23 protein-coding genes are annotated in these 22,073 nt (G+C 71.5%); 19 read left to right on the top strand and 4 right to left on the bottom strand.

Annotated features, from left to right (window positions below):
• Positions 1-64: 64 nt before the first annotated feature.
• The 3 genes from ACFHYO_RS08135 to ACFHYO_RS08125 all read left to right on the top strand — a co-directional run bounded on the left by ACFHYO_RS08135 (position 65) and on the right by ACFHYO_RS08125 (position 2,190).
• On the top strand, positions 65-832 hold the full coding sequence (locus tag ACFHYO_RS08135; RefSeq protein WP_394319625.1) for a GNAT family N-acetyltransferase: 768 nt from the start codon (positions 65-67) through the stop codon (positions 830-832).
• A gap of 135 nt (positions 833-967) precedes the next feature.
• Positions 968-1,684, top strand: coding sequence for a cytochrome c oxidase assembly protein (locus tag ACFHYO_RS08130; protein ID WP_394319623.1), 717 nt, complete (start codon positions 968-970; stop codon positions 1,682-1,684).
• Positions 1,681-2,190 (top strand): CopD family protein, encoded by a 510-nt coding sequence (locus ACFHYO_RS08125; protein WP_394319621.1) that lies wholly within the window; start codon positions 1,681-1,683, stop codon positions 2,188-2,190. The genes ACFHYO_RS08130 and ACFHYO_RS08125 overlap by 4 nt, the downstream gene beginning before the upstream one ends.
• Here the strand turns inward: ACFHYO_RS08125 and ACFHYO_RS08120 are convergent.
• A complete protein-coding gene (locus ACFHYO_RS08120) occupies positions 2,163-2,678 on the bottom strand; it encodes a DUF2231 domain-containing protein (protein ID WP_052172001.1) in 516 nt (171 codons plus the stop codon). The genes ACFHYO_RS08125 and ACFHYO_RS08120 overlap by 28 nt on opposite strands.
• A 27-nt stretch (positions 2,679-2,705) precedes the next feature.
• On the opposite strand from ACFHYO_RS08120, the gene ACFHYO_RS08115 reads away from it, so the two are divergent.
• The 5 genes from ACFHYO_RS08115 to ACFHYO_RS08095 all read left to right on the top strand — a co-directional run bounded on the left by ACFHYO_RS08115 (position 2,706) and on the right by ACFHYO_RS08095 (position 8,131).
• The gene (locus ACFHYO_RS08115) at positions 2,706-3,413 is read left to right on the top strand and encodes a cytochrome c oxidase subunit II (protein ID WP_231565711.1); all 708 of its coding nucleotides are present in this window, start codon (positions 2,706-2,708) and stop codon (positions 3,411-3,413) included.
• A 56-nt stretch (positions 3,414-3,469) separates the two neighbouring features.
• A complete protein-coding gene (gene ctaD, locus ACFHYO_RS08110) occupies positions 3,470-5,950 on the top strand; it encodes a cytochrome c oxidase subunit I (RefSeq protein ID WP_394319650.1) in 2,481 nt (826 codons plus the stop codon).
• Positions 5,950-6,261, top strand: a complete 312-nt coding sequence (locus ACFHYO_RS08105) for a hypothetical protein (protein WP_036710250.1) — start codon at positions 5,950-5,952, stop codon at positions 6,259-6,261. The genes ctaD and ACFHYO_RS08105 overlap by 1 nt, the downstream gene beginning before the upstream one ends.
• Positions 6,262-6,329: 68 nt before the next feature.
• Positions 6,330-7,466: an o-succinylbenzoate synthase gene (gene menC, locus ACFHYO_RS08100; RefSeq protein WP_394319619.1), complete on the top strand. Its 1,137-nt coding sequence runs from the start codon at positions 6,330-6,332 to the stop codon at positions 7,464-7,466.
• Positions 7,463-8,131: a GNAT family N-acetyltransferase gene (locus ACFHYO_RS08095; protein WP_394319617.1), complete on the top strand. Its 669-nt coding sequence runs from the start codon at positions 7,463-7,465 to the stop codon at positions 8,129-8,131. Before menC ends, ACFHYO_RS08095 begins: the two co-directional genes overlap by 4 nt.
• 4 nt (positions 8,132-8,135) lie before the next feature.
• Here the strand turns inward: ACFHYO_RS08095 and ACFHYO_RS08090 are convergent, their stop codons facing one another.
• Positions 8,136-8,894: a DeoR/GlpR family DNA-binding transcription regulator gene (locus ACFHYO_RS08090; protein ID WP_036710259.1), complete on the bottom strand. Its 759-nt coding sequence runs from the start codon at positions 8,892-8,894 to the stop codon at positions 8,136-8,138.
• Positions 8,895-9,033: 139 nt separating this feature from the next.
• Here ACFHYO_RS08090 and glpD point away from each other — a divergent pair, with 139 nt between their 5' ends.
• The 8 genes from glpD to glpK all read left to right on the top strand — a co-directional run bounded on the left by glpD (position 9,034) and on the right by glpK (position 18,245).
• Positions 9,034-10,572 (top strand): glycerol-3-phosphate dehydrogenase, encoded by a 1,539-nt coding sequence (glpD, locus tag ACFHYO_RS08085; RefSeq protein WP_394319615.1) that lies wholly within the window; start codon positions 9,034-9,036, stop codon positions 10,570-10,572.
• Entirely contained in the window at positions 10,569-11,639 is a 1,071-nt protein-coding gene (locus ACFHYO_RS08080) for an ABC transporter ATP-binding protein (protein WP_394319613.1), read from the top strand. The genes glpD and ACFHYO_RS08080 overlap by 4 nt, the downstream gene beginning before the upstream one ends.
• A 15-nt stretch (positions 11,640-11,654) precedes the next feature.
• Positions 11,655-12,746 (top strand): ABC transporter ATP-binding protein, encoded by a 1,092-nt coding sequence (locus ACFHYO_RS08075; protein WP_168783587.1) that lies wholly within the window; start codon positions 11,655-11,657, stop codon positions 12,744-12,746.
• Positions 12,746-13,615 carry a carbohydrate ABC transporter permease gene (locus tag ACFHYO_RS08070; RefSeq protein ID WP_036710269.1) on the top strand — a complete coding sequence of 290 codons (870 nt, stop codon included), beginning with the start codon at positions 12,746-12,748 and terminating at the stop codon, positions 13,613-13,615. The genes ACFHYO_RS08075 and ACFHYO_RS08070 overlap by 1 nt, the downstream gene beginning before the upstream one ends.
• Complete coding sequence (locus tag ACFHYO_RS08065; RefSeq protein WP_036704411.1) at positions 13,612-14,427, top strand: carbohydrate ABC transporter permease; 816 nt, start codon at positions 13,612-13,614, stop codon at positions 14,425-14,427. The genes ACFHYO_RS08070 and ACFHYO_RS08065 overlap by 4 nt, the downstream gene beginning before the upstream one ends.
• On the top strand, positions 14,427-14,885 hold the full coding sequence (locus ACFHYO_RS08060; protein ID WP_394319611.1) for a DUF2160 domain-containing protein: 459 nt from the start codon (positions 14,427-14,429) through the stop codon (positions 14,883-14,885). Before ACFHYO_RS08065 ends, ACFHYO_RS08060 begins: the two co-directional genes overlap by 1 nt.
• Before the next feature lie 38 nt (positions 14,886-14,923).
• Entirely contained in the window at positions 14,924-16,639 is a 1,716-nt protein-coding gene (locus ACFHYO_RS08055; protein WP_394319609.1) for an ABC transporter substrate-binding protein, read from the top strand.
• A 136-nt stretch (positions 16,640-16,775) separates the two neighbouring features.
• Entirely contained in the window at positions 16,776-18,245 is a 1,470-nt protein-coding gene (gene glpK, locus ACFHYO_RS08050; RefSeq protein WP_394319607.1) for a glycerol kinase GlpK, read from the top strand.
• 7 nt (positions 18,246-18,252) lie between these two features.
• Here glpK and ACFHYO_RS08045 read toward each other — a convergent pair whose 3' ends face one another.
• On the bottom strand, positions 18,253-19,707 hold the full coding sequence (locus tag ACFHYO_RS08045) for an ATP-binding protein (RefSeq protein ID WP_394319605.1): 1,455 nt from the start codon (positions 19,705-19,707) through the stop codon (positions 18,253-18,255).
• Positions 19,704-20,363 carry a response regulator transcription factor gene (locus ACFHYO_RS08040; RefSeq protein ID WP_043133599.1) on the bottom strand — a complete coding sequence of 220 codons (660 nt, stop codon included), beginning with the start codon at positions 20,361-20,363 and terminating at the stop codon, positions 19,704-19,706. Before ACFHYO_RS08040 ends, ACFHYO_RS08045 begins: the two co-directional genes overlap by 4 nt.
• A 148-nt stretch (positions 20,364-20,511) precedes the next feature.
• Between ACFHYO_RS08040 and ACFHYO_RS08035 the strand changes: the two genes are divergently transcribed.
• The 3 genes from ACFHYO_RS08035 to ACFHYO_RS08025 form a co-directional block, all read left to right on the top strand.
• The gene (locus ACFHYO_RS08035; RefSeq protein ID WP_394319603.1) at positions 20,512-20,877 is read left to right on the top strand and encodes a hypothetical protein; all 366 of its coding nucleotides are present in this window, start codon (positions 20,512-20,514) and stop codon (positions 20,875-20,877) included.
• An 11-nt stretch (positions 20,878-20,888) separates the two neighbouring features.
• Positions 20,889-21,362: a DUF2271 domain-containing protein gene (locus ACFHYO_RS08030; protein WP_074826347.1), complete on the top strand. Its 474-nt coding sequence runs from the start codon at positions 20,889-20,891 to the stop codon at positions 21,360-21,362.
• 84 nt (positions 21,363-21,446) lie between these two features.
• Positions 21,447-22,073: PepSY domain-containing protein (locus tag ACFHYO_RS08025; protein WP_394319601.1), on the top strand; the 627-nt coding region annotated here is incomplete at its 3' end.

The following is a 22,073-nucleotide window of genomic DNA, read 5'->3' as shown; positions in this document are numbered from 1 at the left end:
CATCGCCGGCCCACCGGGATCGCCGGGCACGGCGGATGGCCCGGTCGGCGGGCAAGGGGGCGTGATGCGCGAGATGCGGAAGGGGCGCTGGCGGGTGCGCCCGGCCACGACCGAGGACGACCTGAGCGCCGCGCAGCGTCTGCGCTGGCTTTGCTTTCTCGGCCCCCAGCGCGCGGGCGACGGCGCCGAGCCTGCGGCCGAGGCGGCACCGCGGGACGCCGATGCGCATGACGCGCTCTGCACCCACGTGCTGATCGAGGACGGGCGCAGCGGCCAGCTGGTCGCCTGTTTCCGGCTCATGGACCTTTCCTCCGGGGCCGAGATCGAGCGCAGCTATTCGGCCCAGCACTATGATCTGGGCGGGTTGCGGGACTTTCCTGCGCCAATGGTCGAGCTGGGACGGTTCTGCGTCCATCCCGCCCATTCCGATCCCGACATCCTGCGTGCCGCATGGGCGGCGCTGGCCGACCACGTCGCGGCGACGGGGGCCGAGCTGCTCTTCGGCTGCTCGTCGTTTCTGGGCACCGACACCGCCCGCCACCGCGACGCCTTCGCCATGCTGCGCGACCGTCATGTGGCGCCGCGCCGCTGGCTGCCGCGGGTCAAGGCGCCCGAGGTCTTCCGCTTCGCCCGCCTCATCGGCCGGCCCGACCCGCGCCGGGCGATGGCGGCAATGCCGCCGCTGCTGCGCACCTATCTGATGATGGGCGGCTGGGTCAGCGACCACGCGGTGATGGACCGCCAGCTCGGCACGATGCACGTCTTCACCGGGGTCGAGATCAACGCGATCCCCCCGGCGCGCGCCCGGGCGCTGCGGGCGCTGGCGGGGTAGGGCGCTGGCAGGATAGGGCGGCCTCACCGCCCCGGCCCGAGCGCATCAAACCGCAACGCGGCGGAACCGGGGGTTGTGCGCCGGGGCCTGCCGACCCATGCTGGCCCGAAGCGCAACCCGAATGGCGGATGTCCCATGCTGTCCCTTGATCTGAGCGGGATTTACTGCGGCGCCCCGCCGCTGCCGGCCGAGATCTGGCAGCGCTGGAACCTCGACCCGGTGCTGCTGGCCGCGCTCGCGGGGGCCGCGGTCGCGCTGCGACGCTCGGCGGTGGGGCTCGCGGCGGTCGGCGTGCTGGTGCTGGCCTTCGTCTCGCCGCTCTGCGCGCTGTCGGCGGCGCTGTTCTCGGCCCGGGTGGTTCACCACATCCTGCTGGTCGCGGTGGCGGCGCCGCTGCTGGCGCTGGCGCTGCCCGCCCGGCGGCCGTTGCCCACGGTGCCGCTGTTCGTGCTGGCGACGCTGGTGCTGTGGGGCTGGCACGTGCCCGCGGCCTATGACGCGGCGATGGCCAACCACGCGGTCTACTGGGTGATGCAGGCGACGCTGCTCGGCTCGGCCTGGCTGTTCTGGCGGGCGGTGCTCGCCCCCGCCCAGGCGGTCGGCAGCGCGCTGCTTTCGATCCTCGGGGCCTACATGCAGATGGGCTTCCTCGGTGCGCTGCTGACCTTTGCGCCGCGCGGGCTCTACGCCATCCACGCCACCGCGCCGCTCGACTGGGGGTTCACGGCGCTTTCGGACCAGCAGCTCGGCGGGCTGATCATGTGGGTGCCGGCGGGGCTGCCCTATGCGGCGCTCGGCCTGCTCGTGGCCCGGCGCGGCTGGCGCGCGATGACTGTGGCGCACAGCGCATGAGCGCGTGGCTTCTGACCCTCATCCCCTATCTCAAGGCGGTCCACATCAGCATGATCGCGGTGTGGACGGCGGGACTCTTTGCCCTGCCGATGATGATGGCGCGGCACGAGAACGCCGTCGGGCAGGCCGACTTCAGCCGCATCCGCCAGGCCACGCACCGCAGCTATACGCTGCTCGTCACCCCGGCGGCGGTGATCGCCATCGCCACCGGGACGGTGCTGATCTTTTTGAGCGAGGCCTTCACGCTCTGGATGTTCGCCAAGCTCGTCTGCGTGGCGCTGATGGTGGCGTTCCACGCCTGGATCGGCGGCACGCTGGTCGAGGTGGCCGAGACCGAGGGCTCGCACGCCCCGCCCGCGCCGGTGCTGCCGCTGGTGCTGGTCATGGTGCCGATCCTCGGCGTGCTGACCTTCGTGCTGGCCAAGCCGGATCTGTCGGGCGTACCGGTGCCGGACTGGCTGACCCGCCCGGTCGGGGTTCATTTGCCCTTGGATGTCCCCAGGTGATAATCGAACACGAGCTTGCCGCCATGCCATCCGGTCGCCGACACCATCACGACGATGAACGCCGAGAGCATGATGCCGTAAGGCAGGACCGCGCTTTCGTAGCCCTGCATCCGGAAGCCCCAGTTCAGCCCCAGGACCGACAGCAGCAGCACGGCGATGACGAAATGCGTCCAGGCCGCGGCGCGGGCGCGGATGCCGGGCACCAGCAGCAGCTCGACCGTGCCGATCAGCCCGGCGAGCAGCCCGAAGAGGAAGGCCGTGCCCGCCGACCACACCCCGGCGCGCGCCCAGAACACGTCGCCGGTCAGCCAGTAGAGCCCGTCGGCGCCGAAGTTGCAGAACGACAGCGCGATCGGGAACGACACCGACATGGCGTGCAGCGGATGGCCGAGGATGGCGATGCGCGACTCGGTCTCGTGGAACTCGGGGTCGGCGCTGATCGGGTCGATCAGCTCGGGGTTCGGGGTCTCGATCTTCTGCTCGGCCATCGCGCGGGGCGCCTTTCCGTCCGGTCTGTGTGGCTCGCGGCCCCGCTGGGGCTCGCGGCGTGCGAGGGGTCGCTCTCTACCCTGCAACCGGCGGGGCCTGCGGCGCAATCCATTGCGACGATGTGGTGGGTGCTGATCGGCGGCGCGGCGGCGATCTTTGCGCTGGTGATGGTACTGCTGGTGCTGGCTTTCCGCGCCGGCCACCCCGGCGCGGGCCACCCCGAGGACGGCACCGACGCGGCCGATCTGGCACAGGCCGATGTTGCAAGAGCCGAGCGGCGCTGGCTCGGCGGCATGGGGCTGACCTTCTCGCTCGTGGTGCTGGGCGCGCTCACCGCCTATGGGCTGGTCGTGGGCGAGCGGCTGATGCCGCGGCCGCACGACGACCTGGTGACCGTGCGCGCCGAGGGCCGCCAGTGGGAGTGGCGCTTCGGCTACGCCGACGCCCCGGGGCGCGAGACCCGCGACATGCTGCACATCCCCGCCGGCCGCCCGGTCGATGTCGAGATCACCACCGCCGACGTCATCCACAGCTTCTGGGTGCCGCGGCTCGCCGGCAAGCTCGACGCGATCCCCGGCCACGTCAACGTGCTGCGGATCGAGGCCGACGGCCCGGGCGAGTTCAAGGGCGTCAGCGCCGAATTCAACGGCACCGGCTACCTCGCCCACCGCTTCCGCGTCATCGCCCACGACCCTGCCGGCTGGCAGCAATTCCTTGCAGGAGCGACCGAGTGACCGAGCCCCGCCAGCCCGCGCCGCACCCGTCCCCCCTCGGTGGCCCGGCGCCCGAACTGACCGCGCTCAGGCTGCACCGGCGGCTGCTGCCGGTCTGGGACAACGAGCCGGGGCTGCGCGGCTGGCTGAAGACCACCAGCAACACCCGGCTGGGCCGGATGTTCCTGATGACGGCGACGTGGATGTTCGTGGTCGGCGGCATCCTTGCCATGCTGATCCGGGCCCAGCTCGCCACCCCCGACAGCGCCTTCGTCGGGCCGGAGATCTACAACCAGATCTTCACCATGCACGGGACCATCATGATGTTCCTGTTCGCCATCCCCTTCTTCGAGGCGCTGGCGATCTACATCCTTCCCGGGCTGCTGGGCAGCCGCGACCTCGCCTTCCCGCGGATCGGGATGTTCGCCTTCTGGTGCTACTTCATCGGTTCGGGGACGATGGTGCTGGCGCTGCTGGCCGGGGTCGCGCCCGACAGCGGGTGGTTCATGTATCCGCCGCTGAGTTCGGCCATCCACGCGCCGGGCATCAACTCGGACGTCTGGCTGCTCGGCATCGCCTTCATCGAGATTTCCGCCATCGCCACCGCGGTCGAGGTGGTGGTGACCATCCTGCGCTTCCGCGCCGCGGGGATGTCGCTCGACCGGATGCCGATCTTCGCGTGGTACATGCTCGTCGTGGCGGTGATGATCCTGACGGCGTTCCCGCCGATGATCCTCGGCTCGCTGCTGCTCGAGCTCGAGCGCGCCTTCGGTCTGCCGTTCTTCCAGCCGGCCGAGGGGGGCGACTCGCTGCTGTGGCAGCACCTCTTCTGGCTCTTCGGCCACCCCGAGGTCTACATCATTTTCCTGCCCGCGGCGGGCGCGATCTCGACGATCCTGCCTGTGATGGCGCGGACCCATCTGCTCGGCTACGGCTGGATCGTGGCGGCGGCGGTGTCGCTTGCGGTGCTCAGCTTCGGGCTGTGGGTGCACCACATGTTCACCACCGGCATCCCGCACATGGGGCTCGCGTTCTTCTCGGCCGCCTCGACGCTGGTGGCGGTGCCGACGGGGGTGCAGATCTTCGCCTGGATCGGGACGCTCTGGCGCGGGCGGCCGACCATGTCGCTGCCGATGCTGTGGCTGATGGGGTTCTTCGTCACCTTCGTGATCGGCGGGCTGACCGGGGTGATGGTCGCCATGGTGCCGTTCGACTGGCAGGTGCACGACACCCAGTTCATCGTGGCGCATCTGCACTACGTCCTCGTCGGCGGCTTCGTCTTCCCGATGATCGCCGCGATCTACTATTGGCTGCCGATGTTCAGCGGCCGCACCCGGTTCTTCCGCACCGGCGAGGCGGCGTTCTGGCTGACCGTCCCCGCCTTCCACGTCACCTTCCTCGCGCTGCACTGGGCGGGCCTCTTGGGCCAGCGCCGCCGCATCCACAGCTACGAGGGCGGCCACGGGTGGGAGTGGATCAACCTGGTCGCCTCGATCGGCGGCTTCGTCATGGCGGCGGGCTTTGCGCTGGTCATCATCGACGTCGCCGTGAACGCGCTGATGGCCGCGCGGGGCCCGCGCAACCCGTGGGGCGCGGGGACGCTGGAATGGGCGACCGCGCGGCCGGCGCCGCCCTACAACATCGCCTCGATCCCCACGGTGCACGGCCGCTATCCGCTCGAGGACGACCCGACGCTGCCGGCGCGGATCGCCCGCGGCGAGGGCTACCTGGGCGAGCCGCTGCGCGGCCGGCGCGAGACGCTGACGGTGCGGACCGCCGACGGGGCGCCGGCCTATATCGTGCCGTTCCCCGGCAACACGATCGAGCCGCTGATCGTCGCCGCGGTGACCGGGTTCATGTTCATGATGCCGGTCTTCAAGCAATGGCTGCTGGCCGGGCTGGCCGTGCCGGTCGTCACGGCGTTGGCGCTGCGCTGGGCGTGGCGGATGGGCGAGCGCGCCGACACCGGCCCGCTGGACGCAGGGCACGGGGTGATGCTGCCGACCGCGGCCGAGGTCGCCGACCCGCCGGGCTGGTGGGGCTCGCTGTTTCTGCTGCTGGCCGACAGCGTGCTCTTCGGCTCGCTGCTCTTCGGCTATGCGTTCCTCTGGACGGTGGCGCCGAACTGGCCGCCGCCCGCGTTCCTCGCGCTCGACCGGCTCGGCCCGGCGCTGGCGCTCGGCGCGCTGCTGCTGACGCTCGCCGGCCCGCGGCTGGCCGAGGTGCAGCTGCGCCGCGGCGGGACCCCGTGGCTGGGGCTGGTCCTCGCCGCGCTGGGGCTGCTGGGCTGGATCGCGGCGGCGGTGACGGTGATGCGCGGGGTGGGGGCGCCCGCGGCCCACGCCTATGACGCGACGGTCTGGGTGATCGCGGGCTACGTGGCCTTCCACGCCGGGGTGGCGCTGGTGATGACGGGCTTCGTCATGGCGCGCCAGCGTGCCGGTTACCTCTCGGCACGGCGCTTCAACCCGGTGCGGGTGCTGCGGCTCTGGGTGGATTACGCGGCGCTGGTCGGGACCGTGGGCCTCGCCGCCGCCTGGCTGCCGGGGGCGTTCTGATGCGGGACATCCTGCGCATCGCCGCGCCCTTCACCCTCTGGATCGTGGCGTTCAGCGCGATCTACGGGCTCGAGGGGCTGGTCTGCTCGCGCCACGGCGCGCATCTGGACGCCGCGACCGGCCGGCTGATGCTGCTGGCCGCCTGGGGCGTCGCCATCGCGGGCCACCTGCTGCTCGCCCACGCCTACCGCGGCCCGCTGGGCGGGGACACGCGGTTCCACCGCCTCGTCGCGATGACTCTGGCGCTGGCGGCGCTGGCAGCGACCGTCTGGACGCTGATGCCGGTGGCGACCATGTCGATGTGCCTCTGACCGCGGCGGTTCCCCCCGCCCGCGCGCCCGGCTAGGGTGCGGCCGAACCGCCCCTCGCGAGGCCCCCGATGCCGAACCCCCATGCAATCAGGCCCCATGCCCTGAGGATCGAGCGTGCCGAGCTGCGCATCGTCCGGCTGCCGCTGCTGACGCCCTTCACCATCGCTACCGGGACGATGACCGAGAAGCTGTTCCCGCTGCTGATCCTGCACGCGGACGGGGTCGAGGGGGTGGCCGAGGGGGTGATGGACCCGCTGCCCGACTATCTCGAGGAAACCCTGCCCGCCGCCCTCTCGCTCTTGCGCGAGGTGCTGCTGCCGGGCCTCGTCGGCCGCGCGCTCACCGCGCCGCAGGACATTGCCGCGGGGATGGAGGGGTGGCGCGGCCACCGCATGACCCGCGCCATGGTCGAGATGGCGGCCTGGGACCTCTGGGCGCGCAGCCTGAACGTGCCGCTCAAGGCGCTGCTCGGCGGAACGCGGGATGCGGTCGAGGTCGGGGTCTCGCTCGGGATCGGCGACATCCCCGGCACGGTCGAGCGGGTCGGCGCGCATCTGGCGCAGGGCTACCGGCGCATCAAGCTCAAGATCATGCCGGGCCACGACCTCGCGGTGCTCGACGCGGTGCGGGCGGCGTTTCCCGACGCGCATCTGACGGTCGATGCCAACGCCTCGTACCGGCTGGCCGACGCCGCGCATCTGGCCCGGCTCGACCGCTACGGGCTCGACTATATCGAGCAGCCGCTGGCCTTCGACGACATGGTGGACCACGCCGCCTTGCAGGCGCGGATGGCGACGCCGATCTGCCTCGACGAGAGCCTGCGCTCGGCCGCCGACACCCGCCGGGCGCTGGTGATGGGGGCGGCGCGGGTCGTCAACATCAAGGTCGGGCGCGTCGGCGGGCACCTCGAGGCGCGCCGGATCCACGATCTCTGCGCCGCCTTCGACGTGCCGGTGTGGTGTGGCGGGATGCTCGAATCGGGGATCGGGCGGGCGCACAACCTGCATCTGTCGAGCCTGCCGGGCTTCACCCGCCCCGGCGACACCTCGTCCTCGAGCCGCTATTTCGCCCGCGACATCGTGGCCGAGCGGCTCGAGGCGGCGGACGGAATCATGCCGGTGCCGCCCGGTCCGGGGACCGGCGTGACGCTTGACCGCGCCTTCCTCGACAGCGTGACGGCGAGCCGCGAGGTCTTCGGCGCATGAGCGAGGCGCCCGTCATCCGCGCGGTCGGCGACATCGCCACCCTGCGCCGGCTCGAGGCGTTGCAGGTCGCCGTCTGGGGCGAGGGCGACCTGCCCGACCCCGCCGACCTGATGGCGGCGGTGGTCGAGGCGGGGGGGCTTGTCGCCGTGGCGAGCGACGCCGAGGGCGAGCCGGTCGGCTATCTCTTCGGCTTCCCGACCCGCGATCCGGCGCGCCAGCACTCGCACCGGCTGGGGATCAGGCCCGACTGGCAGGGGCGGGGCCTGGGCAAGCGGCTCAAGCTCTTCCAGCGCGACTGGTGCCTGGCGCAGGGCATCCGCCTCGTCACCTGGACGTTCGATCCGGCCCGCAAGCCGAACGCGGCGCTCAACATTGGCGTGCTGGGGGCGAGCGCGCGGACCTATCTGCGCGAATATTACGGCGAAATGGCGGGGATCAACGCCGGCGTGCCTTCGGACCGGCTGCTGGTCGAATGGCACTTGCCGACGCCCGACCCGATCCGCCCCGAGGCCGCCGCGCGGATCGTCCCGCTGGACGCGGGCGGGGACGACCCGCTGGCCCGGCGGCTGGCGCTGCGCACGGCGCTGGAGGGGGCCTTCGCCGAGGGGCTGGCGATCCGCGGCTTCGACCCGGCCGGCGGGGGCCGCTACCTGCTCGCGCCCTGAGGCGTCAGGCCGAAACGCACTCCGTCTCCCACCCCGCGCAGCGTTCGCGCAGCGCGTCGGGCAGGGGGGCCTCGGTCACGATCGCGTCGAGTTCGGCGAGCGACACCACCTTGATCGGCGCCGACCGGCCCAGCTTGCTCAGGTCCGTCACCAGCAGCCGCGACCGCGCCTGCCGCAGGATCGTGCGGCTGACCCGCACCTCGGCCAGGTCGTAGTCGAGCACGTCGCCGTCCGCATCCATCGCCGAGCAGCCGATCACCGCGAAATCGACCTTGAAGTTGGTCATCAGCTCACTCGTCAGATCGCCCACCAGCCCGCCGTCCGAACGCCGGACCGCGCCGCCCGCCACGATCACCTCGCAGCTGTCGTTGTGGATCATGATGTTGGCGACGTTCATGTTGTTGGTCACCACCGTCAGGTTGCGGTGCCCGAGCAGCGCCCGCGCCACCGCCTCGGTCGTGGTGCCGATGTTGAGGATCAGCGAGGAGTTGTCGGGGATCCGCGCGGCGCAGAGCCGGCCCACGGTCTCCTTCGCCTCCTGATGCAGCAGGCGCCGCGCCTCGTAGCCGAGGTTGGCGACGCCGCTCGGCAGCACCGCGCCGCCGTGGACGCGGTCGACCAGCCCCTGATCGGCGAGCTCGCCCAGATCGCGCCGGATCGTCTGCACCGAGACGTCGAAGCGGCTGGCAAGGTCATCGACCTCGACCCGGCCCGAGGCCTTGGCGAGGTTCACGATATCCATCTGGCGGATGCTGAGAGCCATGCGCACTCCCTTTCGGGTCGAAGCTAGCGCGCGCGGGTGACGCGCGCAAACGACAAATATCGCGCGAAAGCGAAAATAGGTTTTGACAGCGCACACGCGGATATGATCGTTTGTGCCATGCTTCAGAGGCGCGAGACGGATGGCTGAAACCACGGACCTGTTCATCATCGGCGGCGGCATCAACGGCTGCGGGATCGCCCGCGACGCCGCCGGGCGCGGCCTGTCGGTGCGGCTGGCCGAGCAGGGCGACCTCGCCCAGGCGACCTCGTCGTCCTCGACCAAGCTCTTCCACGGCGGGCTGCGCTATCTCGAGTTCCTCGAGTTCCGGCTGGTGCGCGAGGCGCTGCGCGAGCGCGAGGTGCTGCTGCGCGCGATGCCCCACATCAGCTGGCCGATGCGCTTCGTGCTGCCGCTCGACCCCGAGATGCGGTTCGAGGGCGGCACCCCGGTCTCGCGCATGGTGCCGTTCCTGCGCGGCCGTCGGCCGGCGGCGATGATCCGGGCCGGGCTGTTTCTCTATGACCACCTCGGCAGCCGCGCGATCCTGCCCGGCACCTCGTCGCTGGACCTGACCCGCGGCCCCGAGGGCGCGCCGCTGCAGCCGCGGCTGCGCCGGGCCTATGAATATTCCGACTGCTGGGTGGACGACGCCCGGCTGGTGGTGCTGAACGCCCGCGACGCGGCCGCGCGCGGCGCCGACATCCTGACCCGCGCCCGGGTGACCGAGGCGCGGCGCGAGGGCGAGCTGTGGGCCGTGCGCCTGGCCGACGGGCGCAGCTTCCGCGCCAAGGCGCTCGTCAACGCCGCCGGCCCGTGGGTCGGCAAGGTCATCGCCGACGTGGCCCACATCGTCACGCCCGAGCGCATCCGCCTCGTGCGCGGCAGCCACATCGTGACCCGGCGCCTCTTCGACCACGACAAGGCGTATTTCTTCCAGGGGCCGGACGGGCGGATCGTCTTTGCGATCCCCTATGAGACCGACTTCACCCTGATCGGCACCACCGACGTGGACCACCAGGGCGCCCCGGGCGAGGCGGTCTGCACCCCGGCCGAGATCGACTATCTCTGCACCTTCGCCTCGCGCTATTTCCGCCAGCCGGTGACGCCGGCGGATGTCGTCTGGACCTATTCCGGCGTGCGCCCCCTCTATGACGACGGGGTGTCCTCGGCCACCGCCGCGACCCGCGACTATGTGCTGTCGCTGGACCGCAAGGGGGCGCCCTGCCTCAACGTCTTCGGCGGCAAGATCACCACCTATCGCCGGCTCGCCGAGGCGGCGATGGGCAAGCTCGGGCCGCTGCTGCCCGGGACCGGGGCGGACTGGACCGCGGGCGTGGCGCTGCCGGGCGGGGATTTCCCCGTCGACGGCGTGCAGGCGCAGGTCGAGGCGCTGCGTGGCGCGCATCCCTTCCTGACGCCCCGTTGGGCGTTGCGGCTGGTGCGCGCCTACGGCACCGAGGCGCGGGTGATGCTGGACGGCGCGCAGACCGCGGCCGACCTTGGGCGCGACTTCGGCGCGACGTTGACCGAACGGGAACTGGACTGGATGATGACGCGGGAATGGGCGCGCGAGGCCGAGGATGCGCTCTGGCGCCGCTCGAAACTGGGGTTGAGGATGACCGCCGACGAGGTGGCCGAGGTCGGCCGCCACATGAGCCGCGCGAGGGTCGCGGCATGACGCTGGAACTTGCGGGGATCGGCAAGGAGGTCGGAGGCCAGGTCTGGATCCATCCGACCGACCTGACGCTCGCGCCCGGGACCATGAACGTGCTGCTCGGGCCGACGCTCTCGGGCAAGACCACGCTGATGCGGCTGATGGCGGGGCTCGACCAGCCCACCCACGGCCGGGTGCTGTGGCAGGGCCGAGACGTGACGGGCGAGCGCGTGCAGGACCGCGGCGTGGCGATGGTCTATCAGCAGTTCATCAACTACCCGGCGATGAGCGTCTATGACAACGTGGCCTCGCCCTTGCGCCTCAAGGGCGTGCCGCGGGCCGAGATCGACCGCCGGGTGCGCGAGACGGCCGAGCTCATGCGGCTGACGCCCTATCTGGCGCGCAAGCCGCTCGAGCTGTCGGGCGGCCAGCAGCAGCGCACGGCGCTGGCCCGGGCGCTGGTCAAGGACGCGGGGCTGGTGCTGCTGGACGAGCCGCTCGCCAACCTTGACTACAAGCTGCGCGAAGAGCTGCGGGCCGAAATCCCGCGCATCTTCGCCGAAAGCGGTGCGATCTTCGTCTATGCGACGACCGAACCCGAAGAGGCGCTGCTGCTCGGCGGCAACACCGCCACCATGTGGGAGGGTCGGATCACCCAGTTCGGCCCCACGCCCGAGGTCTACCGCGCCCCCCGCGACGCCACGACCGCGCGGGTGTTCTCGGACCCGCCGATGAACTTCAAGTCGATCGAGGTGCGCGGCGGCCAGGCGGTGCTGGACGGCGCGGGCTTCGCGGTCGCGGGCCTCCCCGACGGGCGCTACGCCGCGGGCTTCCGGCCTGGGCACCTGCGGCTGGCGCAGGGGCCGGGGGCGATCCCGCTGCTGGCGCGGCTCGACGTGACCGAGATCACCGGGGCCGAGACCTACCTGCACCTGACCCACGGCCACGACCGCTGGGTGGGGCTGGTCGAGGGGGTCCGCGACCTGCCCGCGGGCGAGCCGCTGACCGTCTGGCTCGACCCCGCCCATGTCTATCTGTTCGACGCCCAAGGGCGGCTGGCGCGTCCGGCCCCCTACGCGGCCGCGGCGTAAGAGAGGGGAGCCCGCATGGCCCGCATCACGCTGGACGACCTCGCCCACAGCTACAACCCCGCGCCGCGCTCGGACGCCGACTACGCGCTGAAGCCCATGACCATGACCTGGCGCGACGGCGGCGCCTATGCGCTGCTCGGCTCGTCGGGTTGCGGCAAGACCACGCTGCTCAACATCATCTCGGGGCTGGTGACGCCGTCGCGGGGCCGGGTGCTGTTCGACGACCGCGACGTGACCCGCAGCCCCACCGCCGCGCGCAACATCGCGCAGGTGTTCCAGTTCCCGGTCGTCTACGACACCATGACGGTGCGCGAGAACCTTGCCTTCCCGCTGCGCAACCGCGGCGTCCCGGCGGCCGAGATCGCCGCCCGCGTGGCCGAGATCGCCCGCATGATCGGGATGGAGGCCGAGCTGGATCACCGCGCCCGCGGGCTGACGGCGGACGCCAAGCAGAAGATCAGCCTTGGCCGCGGCATGGTGCGGCAGGACGTGAACGCGATTCTCTTCGACGAGCCGCTGACCGTGATCGACCCGCAGATGAAGTGGGAGCTGCGCACCCAGCTCAAGGCGCTGCACCGCGACTTCGGCCACACCATGATCTACGTGACCCACGACCAGACCGAGGCGCTGACCTTTGCCGACGAGGTGGTGGTGATGTCCGACGGCCGTGTCGTGCAGGCGGGCACGCCGCAGGCGCTGTTCGAGACGCCGGCCCACACCTTCGTCGGCCATTTCATCGGCTCGCCGGGCATGAACCTGCTCGACGCGCAGGTCGAGGGGGCGACGGCCCATGTCGCGGGCGCCGCCGTCCCGCTGGGCGCGGCCTATGCGCCGGGCGCGGGCCGGGTGCAGATCGGCATCCGCCCCGACGCCGCCCACCTTGCCACCGCGGGCGCGGGCCTGCCGTTCCGCATCGAGCGGATCGAGGACGCCGGCCGCCACCGCATCGTCCGCGGCCGGGTCGGCGCGGCCGCCTTCAACCTGACCGTGCCCGAGGGTGAGCCTATCCCCGCGGGCGCCGACCGCGTGGTGCTGGACCCCGCCCGGATCGGGGTCTTCGTCGATGACTGGCGCATTGCGCCCCTGACCCAAGCGAGCGCCGCCTGATGGACAAGCCCGTCAACAACCGCGCCTGGTTCCTCGTCCTGCCGGTCCTCGTGCTGGTCGCCTTTTCGGCGGTGATCCCGCTGATGACGGTGGTGAACTATTCGGTGCAGGATACCTTCGGCAACAACCAGTTCTTCTGGAACGGCCTCGGCTGGTTCCAGGAGGTGCTGGCGAGCGACCGCATCCGCGCCGCCCTCGGCCGGCAGATCCTGTTCTCGGCCATCATCCTCGTGATCGAGATCCCGCTCGGCATCTTCATCGCGCTGAACATGCCGAAGAAGGGCTTCTGGGCCTCGGTCTGCCTCGTCCTCATGGCGCTGCCGCTGCTCATTCCGTGGAACGTCGTCGGCACCATCTGGCAGGTGTTCGGCCGCGTGGACATCGGCCTTCTGGGCCGCACGCTCGCGGCGCTGGGGATCGACTATAACTACGTCAGCGACGCCTTCGACGCCTGGGCCACGATCATCGTCATGGACGTGTGGCACTGGACGAGCCTCGTGGCGCTGCTCTGCTATGCCGGGCTGCAGTCCATCCCGCAGGCCTTCTATCAGGCGGCCGAGATCGACCAGGCGAGCCGCTGGAGCGTCTTCCGCTACATCGAGCTGCCCAAGATGCGGGGCGTGCTGCTGATCGCCGTGCTGCTGCGCTTCATGGACAGCTTCATGATCTACACCGAACCGTTCGTCGTGACCGGCGGCGGACCCGGCAACGCCACCACCTTCCTGTCGATCGACCTGGTCAAGATGGCCGTGGGGCAGTTCGACCTCGGCCCGGCGGCGGCGTTCAGCCTGATCTACTTCCTCGTGATCCTGCTGATTTCCTGGGTCTTCTACACCGTCATGACCGCCGAGAACGAGGCCCCGAGATGAGCACCCGCTCCCCCCGCTATGGCGCGGCCGTCGTGATGACGCTGTACCTGCTGTTCCTGCTGATCCCGATCTACTGGCTCGTGAACATGAGCTTCAAGACGAACACCGAGATCACCGGCAGCTTCACCCTGTTCCCGCACGCGCCGACGCTGGCCAACTATCGGACCATCCTGACGGATGCGAGCTGGTACATGGGATACGTCAACTCGCTGACCTACGTGCTGCTGAACACCGCGATCTCGATCGGGGTGGCGCTGCCGGCGGCCTATGCCTTCTCGCGCTACCGCTTCCTCGGCGACAAGCACCTGTTCTTCTGGCTGCTGTCGAACCGGATGGCGCCGGCTGCGGTCTTCGCGCTGCCGTTCTTCCAGCTCTATTCGGCGGTCGGGCTCTTCGACACCCACATCGCGGTGGCGCTGGCGCACTGCCTCTTCAACGTGCCGCTGGCGGTCTGGATCCTCGAGGGCTTCATGTCCGGCGTCCCGCGCGAGATCGACGAGACCGCCTATATCGACGGCTATTCCTTCCCGCGCTTCTTCACCCGCATCTTCGTGCCGCTGATCGCGAGCGGCATCGGGGTCGCCGCGTTCTTCTGCTTCATGTTCTCGTGGGTCGAGCTGCTGCTCTCGCGCACCCTGACCAGCGTCAACGCCAAGCCGATCGCGGCCACCATGACCCGGACCGTCTCGGCCTCGGGGATGGACTGGGGGGTGCTGGCGGCGGCGGGGGTGCTGACGATCCTGCCCGGCGCGCTCGTGATCTGGTTTGTGCGCAACTACATTGCCAAGGGCTTTGCCCTGGGGAGGGTGTGATGGCCCTGACGCCTGTTCCCGAAGCCGCCGCCCCGAAGCCCGCGCCCGTGCCGCGGTCGCGTTCCGGGGCCGTGACGGCGGGGTTCGCCGCCGCCGCCGCCGCGATGCTCGCCGTGCTCGCCTGGCTCGTCACCCTCGTGCCGGTCAAGGATGGGGTGCGCGACTGGACCGCATCGCTCTCGCCCGGCAACTGGATGGCGTGGACTTTTCCGACCGCGCTCTTCTACTGGATTATCGCGGCGCTGCTGCTGACGCTGATCTGGCTGGCGATCCGCTTTCCCGAGACGCCGCGGCGCGGCGTGCTGGGGATCATGACGACCCGCGGCGACCGGCTGTTCATCAGCCTGCTCGGGTCGGCATTCATCAACCTCGCCTGGGTCGGGCTGGGCGCCAGCCCGGTCTGGGGCGGGCTGGTCGTTGCGATCATCTACGCCGCGGCGGTGTTCCGCTGGGTGTGACAACCGGGCCGAAAAGGGGCCCTTGAGGGAGGAAGACCATGAGACTGCACCTGACCACCGCCATCGCGCTTGCGCTGATGGCAACCGGCGCGCAGGCCGGCATCGAGGAGGCGAAGGCCTTTCTCGACAAGGAAATCGGTGATCTCTCGACCCTGTCCCGCGCGGATCAGGAAAAGGAGATGCAGTGGTACATCGACGCGGCCAAGCCCTTCGCCGGCATGGACATCAAGGTCGTGTCCGAAACGATCACCACCCACGAATACGAATCCAAGGTGCTGGCCCCGGCCTTCACCGCCATCACCGGCATCAAGGTCACCCATGACCTGATCGGCGAGGGCGACGTGGTCGAGAAGCTGCAGACCCAGATGCAGTCGGGCGAGAACGTCTATGACGCCTACGTCAATGACAGCGACCTGATCGGCACCCACTGGCGCTATCAGCAGGCCCGCAACCTGACCGACTGGATGGCGAACGCCGGCAAGGACGTGACCTCGCCCACGCTCGACATCGACGACTTCATCGGCAAGTCCTTCACCACGGCGCCGGACGGCAACCTCTACCAGCTGCCCGACCAGCAGTTCGCCAACCTCTACTGGTTCCGCAAGGACTGGTTCGACGACCAGAAGAACAAGGACGACTTCAAGGCCAAGTACGGCTACGACTTGGGCGTTCCGGTCACCTGGTCGGCCTATGAGGACATCGCCGAGTTCTTCACCGGCCGCGAGATCGACGGCAAGAAGGTCTACGGCCATATGGACTATGGCAAGAAGGACCCCTCGCTCGGCTGGCGCTTCACCGATGCGTGGCTGTCGATGGCCGGAAACGGCGACAAGGGCATCCCGAACGGCAAGCCGGTCGACGAATGGGGCATCCGCGTGGACGAGAACGACCGCCCGGTCGGCTCGTGCGTGGCCCGCGGCGGCGACACCAACGGCCCGGCGGCGGTTTATGCGATCCAGAAGTACCTCGACTGGCTCAAGGCCTATGCGCCGCCCGCCGCGCAGGGGATGACCTTCTCGGAAAGCGGCCCGGTGCCGAGCCAGGGCGAAGTCGCCCAGCAGATGTTCACCTACACCGCCTTCACCGCCGACTTCGTCAAGGACGGCCTGCCGGTGGTGAACGAGGACGGCACGCCGAAATGGCGCTTCGCCCCCTCGCCGCACGGCGCCTACTGGAAGGACGGCATGAAGCTCGGCTACCAGGACGCCGGCTCGTGGACGCTGCTGAAGTCGACGCCGGATGACCGCGCCAAGGCCGCGTGGCTCTATGCGCAGTTCGTCACCTCGAAGACGGTGGACGTGAAGAAATCCCACGTCGGGCTGACCTTCATCCGCCAGTCGACCATCGACGACAAGTCGTTCACCGAGCGCGCGCCGAAGCTGGGCGGCCTGATCGAGTTCTACCGCTCGCCCGCCCGCCTGCAGTGGTCGCCCACGGGCACCAACGTGCCGGACTATCCGAAGCTCGCGCAGCTCTGGTGGCAGGCGATCGGCGATGCCTCGTCGGGCGCCAAGACCGCGCAGGAGGCGATGGACAGCCTGTGCGCCGAGCAGGAAAAGGTGATGGCGCGGCTCGAGAAGGCCGGGGTGCAGGGCGACATCGGCCCGAAACTGGCCGAGGAGCATGACCTCGCCTACTGGAACGCCGAGGCCGTCAAGGCCGGTAACCTCGCCCCGCAGCTCAAGCTCGAGAACGAGGACCCGGCGCCCGAGACCGTCGACTACGACGAGCTGGTGAAGAGCTGGCAGAAGTAAGCCCGCGCGCCACCTGACCACCGCGAAAGGCCCGCACGCCGCGGGCCTTTCGTCACCCGTGCGGCGGCATGGCCCGCACCCCCAACCCCCGACCCCTCCGCGCCCCCTCGCGCGGACCCGCAGCAGGAGGCCGCGCATGAGCATTCTCGCCATCGACCAGGGCACCACCTCGTCGCGCGCGCTGGTGCTGACCGATGATCTGCGCATCCAGTCCATCGCCCAGCACGAGATCCGCCAGCATTTCCCGAACTCGGGCTGGGTCGAGCATGACCCCGACGAGATCTGGTCCTCGACCGCCGCGGTGGCGCGCGAGGCGATCGAGAAGGCCGGGAACCCGCCCTTGGCCGCCATCGGCATCACCAACCAGCGCGAGACGACCGTGGTCTGGGACCGCCGCACCGGCCAGCCGATCCACCGCGCCATCGTCTGGCAGGACCGCCGCACCGCCGACACCTGCGCCGCCCTCAAGGCCGAGGGGCACGAGCCGCGGGTGACCGAGACGACCGGGCTTCTGCTCGACCCCTATTTCAGCGCCACCAAGATCGCCTGGATCCTCGACCACGTGGACGGCGCCCGTGCCGCGGCCGAGCGGGGCGATCTGGCCTTCGGCACCGTGGACAGCTGGCTGATCTGGAAGCTGACCGACGGGCTCTGCCACCTGACCGACGCGACCAACGCCTCGCGCACCATGCTCTATGACATCCGCGAGGGCGAATGGTCGGACGAGATGTGCGCCCTCTTCCGGGTGCCGCGCGCGATGCTGCCCGAGGTCCGCGACTGCGCCGGCAGCTTCGGCGAGGCCCGCCCGGACCTCTTCGGCCGCGCCGTGCCGATCATGGGCGTGGCCGGCGACCAGCAGGCCGCGACCGTAGGGCAGGCGTGCTTCGATCCCGGCATGACCAAGGCCACCTATGGCACCGGCTGCTTTGCGCTGCTGAACACCGGCGACCGGCCGGTGTGGTCGCAGAACCGGCTGCTCACCACCATCGCCTATCGCCTGAACGGGCGCCCGACCTATGCGCTCGAAGGGTCGATCTTCGTCGCCGGCGCCGTGGTCCAGTGGCTGCGCGACGGGCTGGGCGTGATCGCCAGCGCCGACGAGACGCAGGCGCTGGCCGAGCGCGCCGACCCCGCGCAGGATCTGGTGCTGGTCCCCGCCTTCACCGGCCTCGGCGCGCCGCACTGGCGGCCCGACGCGCGCGGCGCGATCTTCGGCCTCACCCGCTCGACCGGGCCGGCGGAACTCGCCCGCGCGGCGCTGCAGAGCGTCGGCCACCAGACCCGCGACCTGATCGAGGCAATGCGCGCCGACGGCGCCACGGTCGAAAGCGCGGTGCTGCGGGTCGATGGCGGCATGACCCGCAGCGACTGGACGATGCAGTTCCTGGCCGACATCCTCGGCGTGCCGGTGGACCGGCCGCGGATCACCGAGACGACGGCGCTCGGCGCCGCCTATCTGGCCGGCCTCGGGGCCGGGCTCTGCCCGGAGCCCGCCGAGTTCCAGAAGGTCTGGACCCTCGACCGCCGCTTCAGCCCCCTGATGCCCGAGGATGAGCGCGCCGCCCGCCACGACCGCTGGCAGCGCGCCGTCGCCTGCACGATTTAAGCGGCAGTCAGGCGGCGGCGACGGCGACCTCGGCCCGGAAGCCCCGGTCGCTGCCCGGAATGGGCGAGGCGAGGCGCAGTTCGGACCCGATGGCCGCCGCGATCGAGGCGGCGATGGTCAGCCCCAGCCCCGAGCCGTCGGCGCGGCTGCCGCCGCGCTCGAACCGCTGGGTCAGGCGGGCGAGCGCCTCGGCCGCGACCGGTGGGGCGTCGTTCTCGACCCGCAGCACCCCGGCGGGGGACAGCGTGACCGCCACCGGCGTGCCCGGCGCCCCGTGCCGCAGGGCATTCTCGATCAGGTTGCGCGCCAGCACCGCGAAGGCATCGGGGTCGAGGCGCGAGGCGACCGCCCCCTCGGGTAGCGTCACCGCCACCCGGCCCTCGGGCAGGTCGCGCGCGATGTCGTCGGCCAGCGCTGCGAGGATCGGCACCACGTCGCCCGGCGCCGCGCGGACCACGCCGCCGCCCTCGGCGCGGGCCAGCTGCAACAGCTTCTCGGACAGCCGCGCCATCCGCTTCAGCTCGCCCTCGACCCGCATCGCCCGCTCGCGCAGCGGCCCCTCGGGTGCCTCGGCCACCAGCCGCTGGGTGTGGGCGAGCGTCGCCGCGATGGGGGTGCGCAACTCATGCGCGGCGTTCGAGGCGAAGTCGCGCTCGGCCGCCAGCGCATCGCCCATCCGCGCCATCAGCCGGTTGGCCTGCCCGCGGATCGGTTCGAGCTCCGCCGGCAGCCCGGTGTCCGGGACCGGCGACAGGTCCTGCGCCCCGCGCCGCCCCAGCGCCGCCGACAGCCCGTCGAGCGGCGCCAGCCCCCGCCGCACCAGCCACGAGATGCCCAGCAGCGCGATCGGGATCAGCGCCGCGAGCGGCAGCAGCATCAGCCCCAGCGTGGCGAACATCGCGCTGCGCCGCACCGCCAGCGGCTCGGCCGCCTGGATCGTGTAGCGCCCGCCCTCGGCGCTGCGGGTGTAGAGCTGGTGGTCGCGGGCCGCGCTGAACCCTTCGGGCGCGCCGGGCGGGAACACCGCGGGATCGGCGTCGTGCGACAGGACCAGCACCGCGCCGGCCCGGTCGCGCAGCAGGTAGGTGAGGTATTCGTCATGCGGCGCCGCCTGCGCGGTGCGCGGCACCACGCGGGGGCGGTGGTCGTCGTCCTCGTCGTCCTCGTCATCCTCCTCGTCGTGGTCCCCCCCGTCGCTGCGCCGCGCGCGCCGGTCCTCGCGGTCGTGGTCGCGGCGATAGCGGTCGGCCTCGATCTCGAGGATGGCGAGCGGCAGGATGCGCTCGGCGGTCTCCTGCAGGGCGCTGTCGAAGATGCGGTCGGTGCGCGCCTTGAGCGCCAGCCCCGCGCCCCCCACCGCGGCGAGCCACGCCAGAACCAGCCCCAGCGACAGCCGCAGCGCGAGGTCGCGGCGCAGGCTGGCCGGGCGGCGGGACGCCGGCCGGGGGGGCAGGGCGCTCACGGCTGGCCGAGCCGATAGCCGACGCCGCGCACCGTCTCGACCGCCGCGGGGCCCAGCTTCTTGCGCAGCCGGCTGACGTAGACCTCGATGGTGTTGCTCTCAACCTCGGCGTCGAAGCTGTAGAGCCGCTCTTCCATCTGCGCCTTCGACAGGATCGCCCCGGGACGGGCGAGCAGCGCCTCGAAGATCGCCCATTCGCGGCCCGAAAGGTCGATGCGCCCGCCCGGCCCGATGATCGAGCGCGCGGCGACGTCGATCGACAGCGCCCCCAGCTCGACCAGCGGGTTGGGGTTGCCGCTGTAGCGCCGCGCCACCGCGCCGATCCGGGCCGAGAGCTCCGCGAGGTCGAAGGGCTTCACGATGTAGTCGTCGGCCCCTGCGTTCAGCCCGTCGATCCGCTCGGTGATGCGGTCGCGGGCGGTCAGGATGATGACCGGGGTGGCCGAGCCCTCGGCCCTGAGCCGCCGCAGCAGCGTCAGCCCCGATCCGTCGGGCAGCATCAGGTCGAGCAGGATCAGGTCATAGGGCACCACCCGCGCCGCGTCGCCCGCGTCGGCGAGCGTCTGCACCCAGTCGGGGCTGTGACCCTCGGCCTCGAGCTGGTCGCGCACCGCCGAGCCGAGGCCGCTGTCGTCTTCGATGAGAAGGATGCGCATCGCTGGCCCCCCGTGGTCCCGTTCCGGCCTTATCACGCGCTGGCGCGGCTGACATCCGCCTGAACGCCGCGGGCCGGGGCGTTCAGGCCGCTGTCAGCGCCGGGGGCGAGACGGGGGCATCGATCCACCCGAAGACCCGGAGGCCCAGATGCCCGACCCCACCCTTTCCCGCCGCCGCCTGCTGCTGATGGCCGCCGTCGCGGGGCTTGCCGTTCCCGCCGCCGCAGGGGCGGCCTTTGCAGCCCGCGAGGGGCGCGCCGCCGAGCCCACGGGCGATGACCCGGCGTGGCTGCGGCTGGCCGACGACGACCGCCGCCGCGGGCGCGGCCGCCACCGCGAGGACGACGACGATGACGACGAGCGCGGCGACGATGACGACGACGACGATGACGATGATGACGACGACGACTGCGACGACGACGCGGCCGGCCGCTGCGGCGCGCCCGCCCGCCTCGCAGGCCCGGCGCCCGCGCAGAACCCGCTGATCGGCGCCCCCCGCGCCGTCGTGAAGTAAGGAGACCGACGATGCAGCACTCCACCGCCCTGGCGCTCAGCCTCGCCGCGCTGATCCCCGCCACCCTCGCCCCCGCCGCCGCCGATGCGCGCGAGGTGAGCCTGTCCACCACCCTCACCAACTATGGCGGTGAGGGCGCCTATCTCGCCATCTACGTCACCGACGCGGCGGGCGCCTATCAGGGCACGCTGTGGCTTGCGGGCGGCAAGTCGAAATGGTGGCCGCACCTGGCCGACTGGCACCGGGCGACCGGTGGCGCGGTGCCGGACGGCGTGACCGGCGCCTCGGTCGGGTCGGGGCGCACGCTCGACGTGACGGTCGATCTGGCCGACGCGCTTTTTGACGCGGGCTACCAGATCCGCATCGACTGCTCGGTCGAGGACATGGGCGATGCCCCCGCCGACGTGGTGGCCGAGCTGACCTCGGCCGGCGCCGGCAAGCCCGTGCCGGGCAACGGCTACGTCCAGTCCCTGACCTACCGCTGAACCGGGCGGGCGGCGGCTACGTTGCCGCCGCCCCGCTGCCCGTGCCGTCGCCACCGCGCGGCCCTGCCTTCGAGGACACCCCCCATGCTTCGCCGCATCCACTCCCTGCCGGGCCTCGTGCTCGGCCTGCTGCTCGCGCTGATCGCGGGCTCGGGCGCCGTACTCTCTGTCCAGCCCGCGATCGAGCGCGCCGCCGCGCCCCCCCAGTCCCTGACCATCGCCGAGACCGCCGCCGCAATCACCGCCGCCGCGCCCGGCACCCAGGCGATCACCCGCAGCGCCAACGGCGTCGTGACCGCGCAGGTCCGCGACACCGCGGGCCGGCGCGTCCTGACCGTCGATCCGGCCAGCGGCGCGGCCCTGCCCGAGGTCGCCGAGGGGCCGGTCATGCGCGCCGTCAAGTCGTTCCACCGCTCGCTGCTGCTCGGCGACGGCGGGCGGGCCGCGGTGGGGGTCATGGCCGGGGCGATGGCGCTGGTGCTGGGGTCCGGCCTCTGGCTGATGCTGCGCGCGCTCGGCGGCTGGCGGCGCGCGGCGGCGCCGGTCCACGCGCGGGGCGCCAAGGGGTGGCACGCGCGCATCGGCCGGGTGGCGCTCGTCGGGCTCGGGGTGTCGGCGCTGACCGGGGCGTGGCTTTCAGCCGCGACCTTCGGCCTTGCCCCGGACGGCAGCGCCGCCCTGCTGCCCCGCGCCACCGCGGCGGCCGGGGCG

The sequence above is a fragment of the Paracoccus panacisoli genome, from assembly GCF_042435015.1.
Lineage (GTDB): Bacteria > Pseudomonadota > Alphaproteobacteria > Rhodobacterales > Rhodobacteraceae > Paracoccus > Paracoccus panacisoli.
The sequence above is the reverse complement of the archived record's forward strand: the minus strand, read 5'-3'. Positions and strand labels throughout refer to the sequence as shown.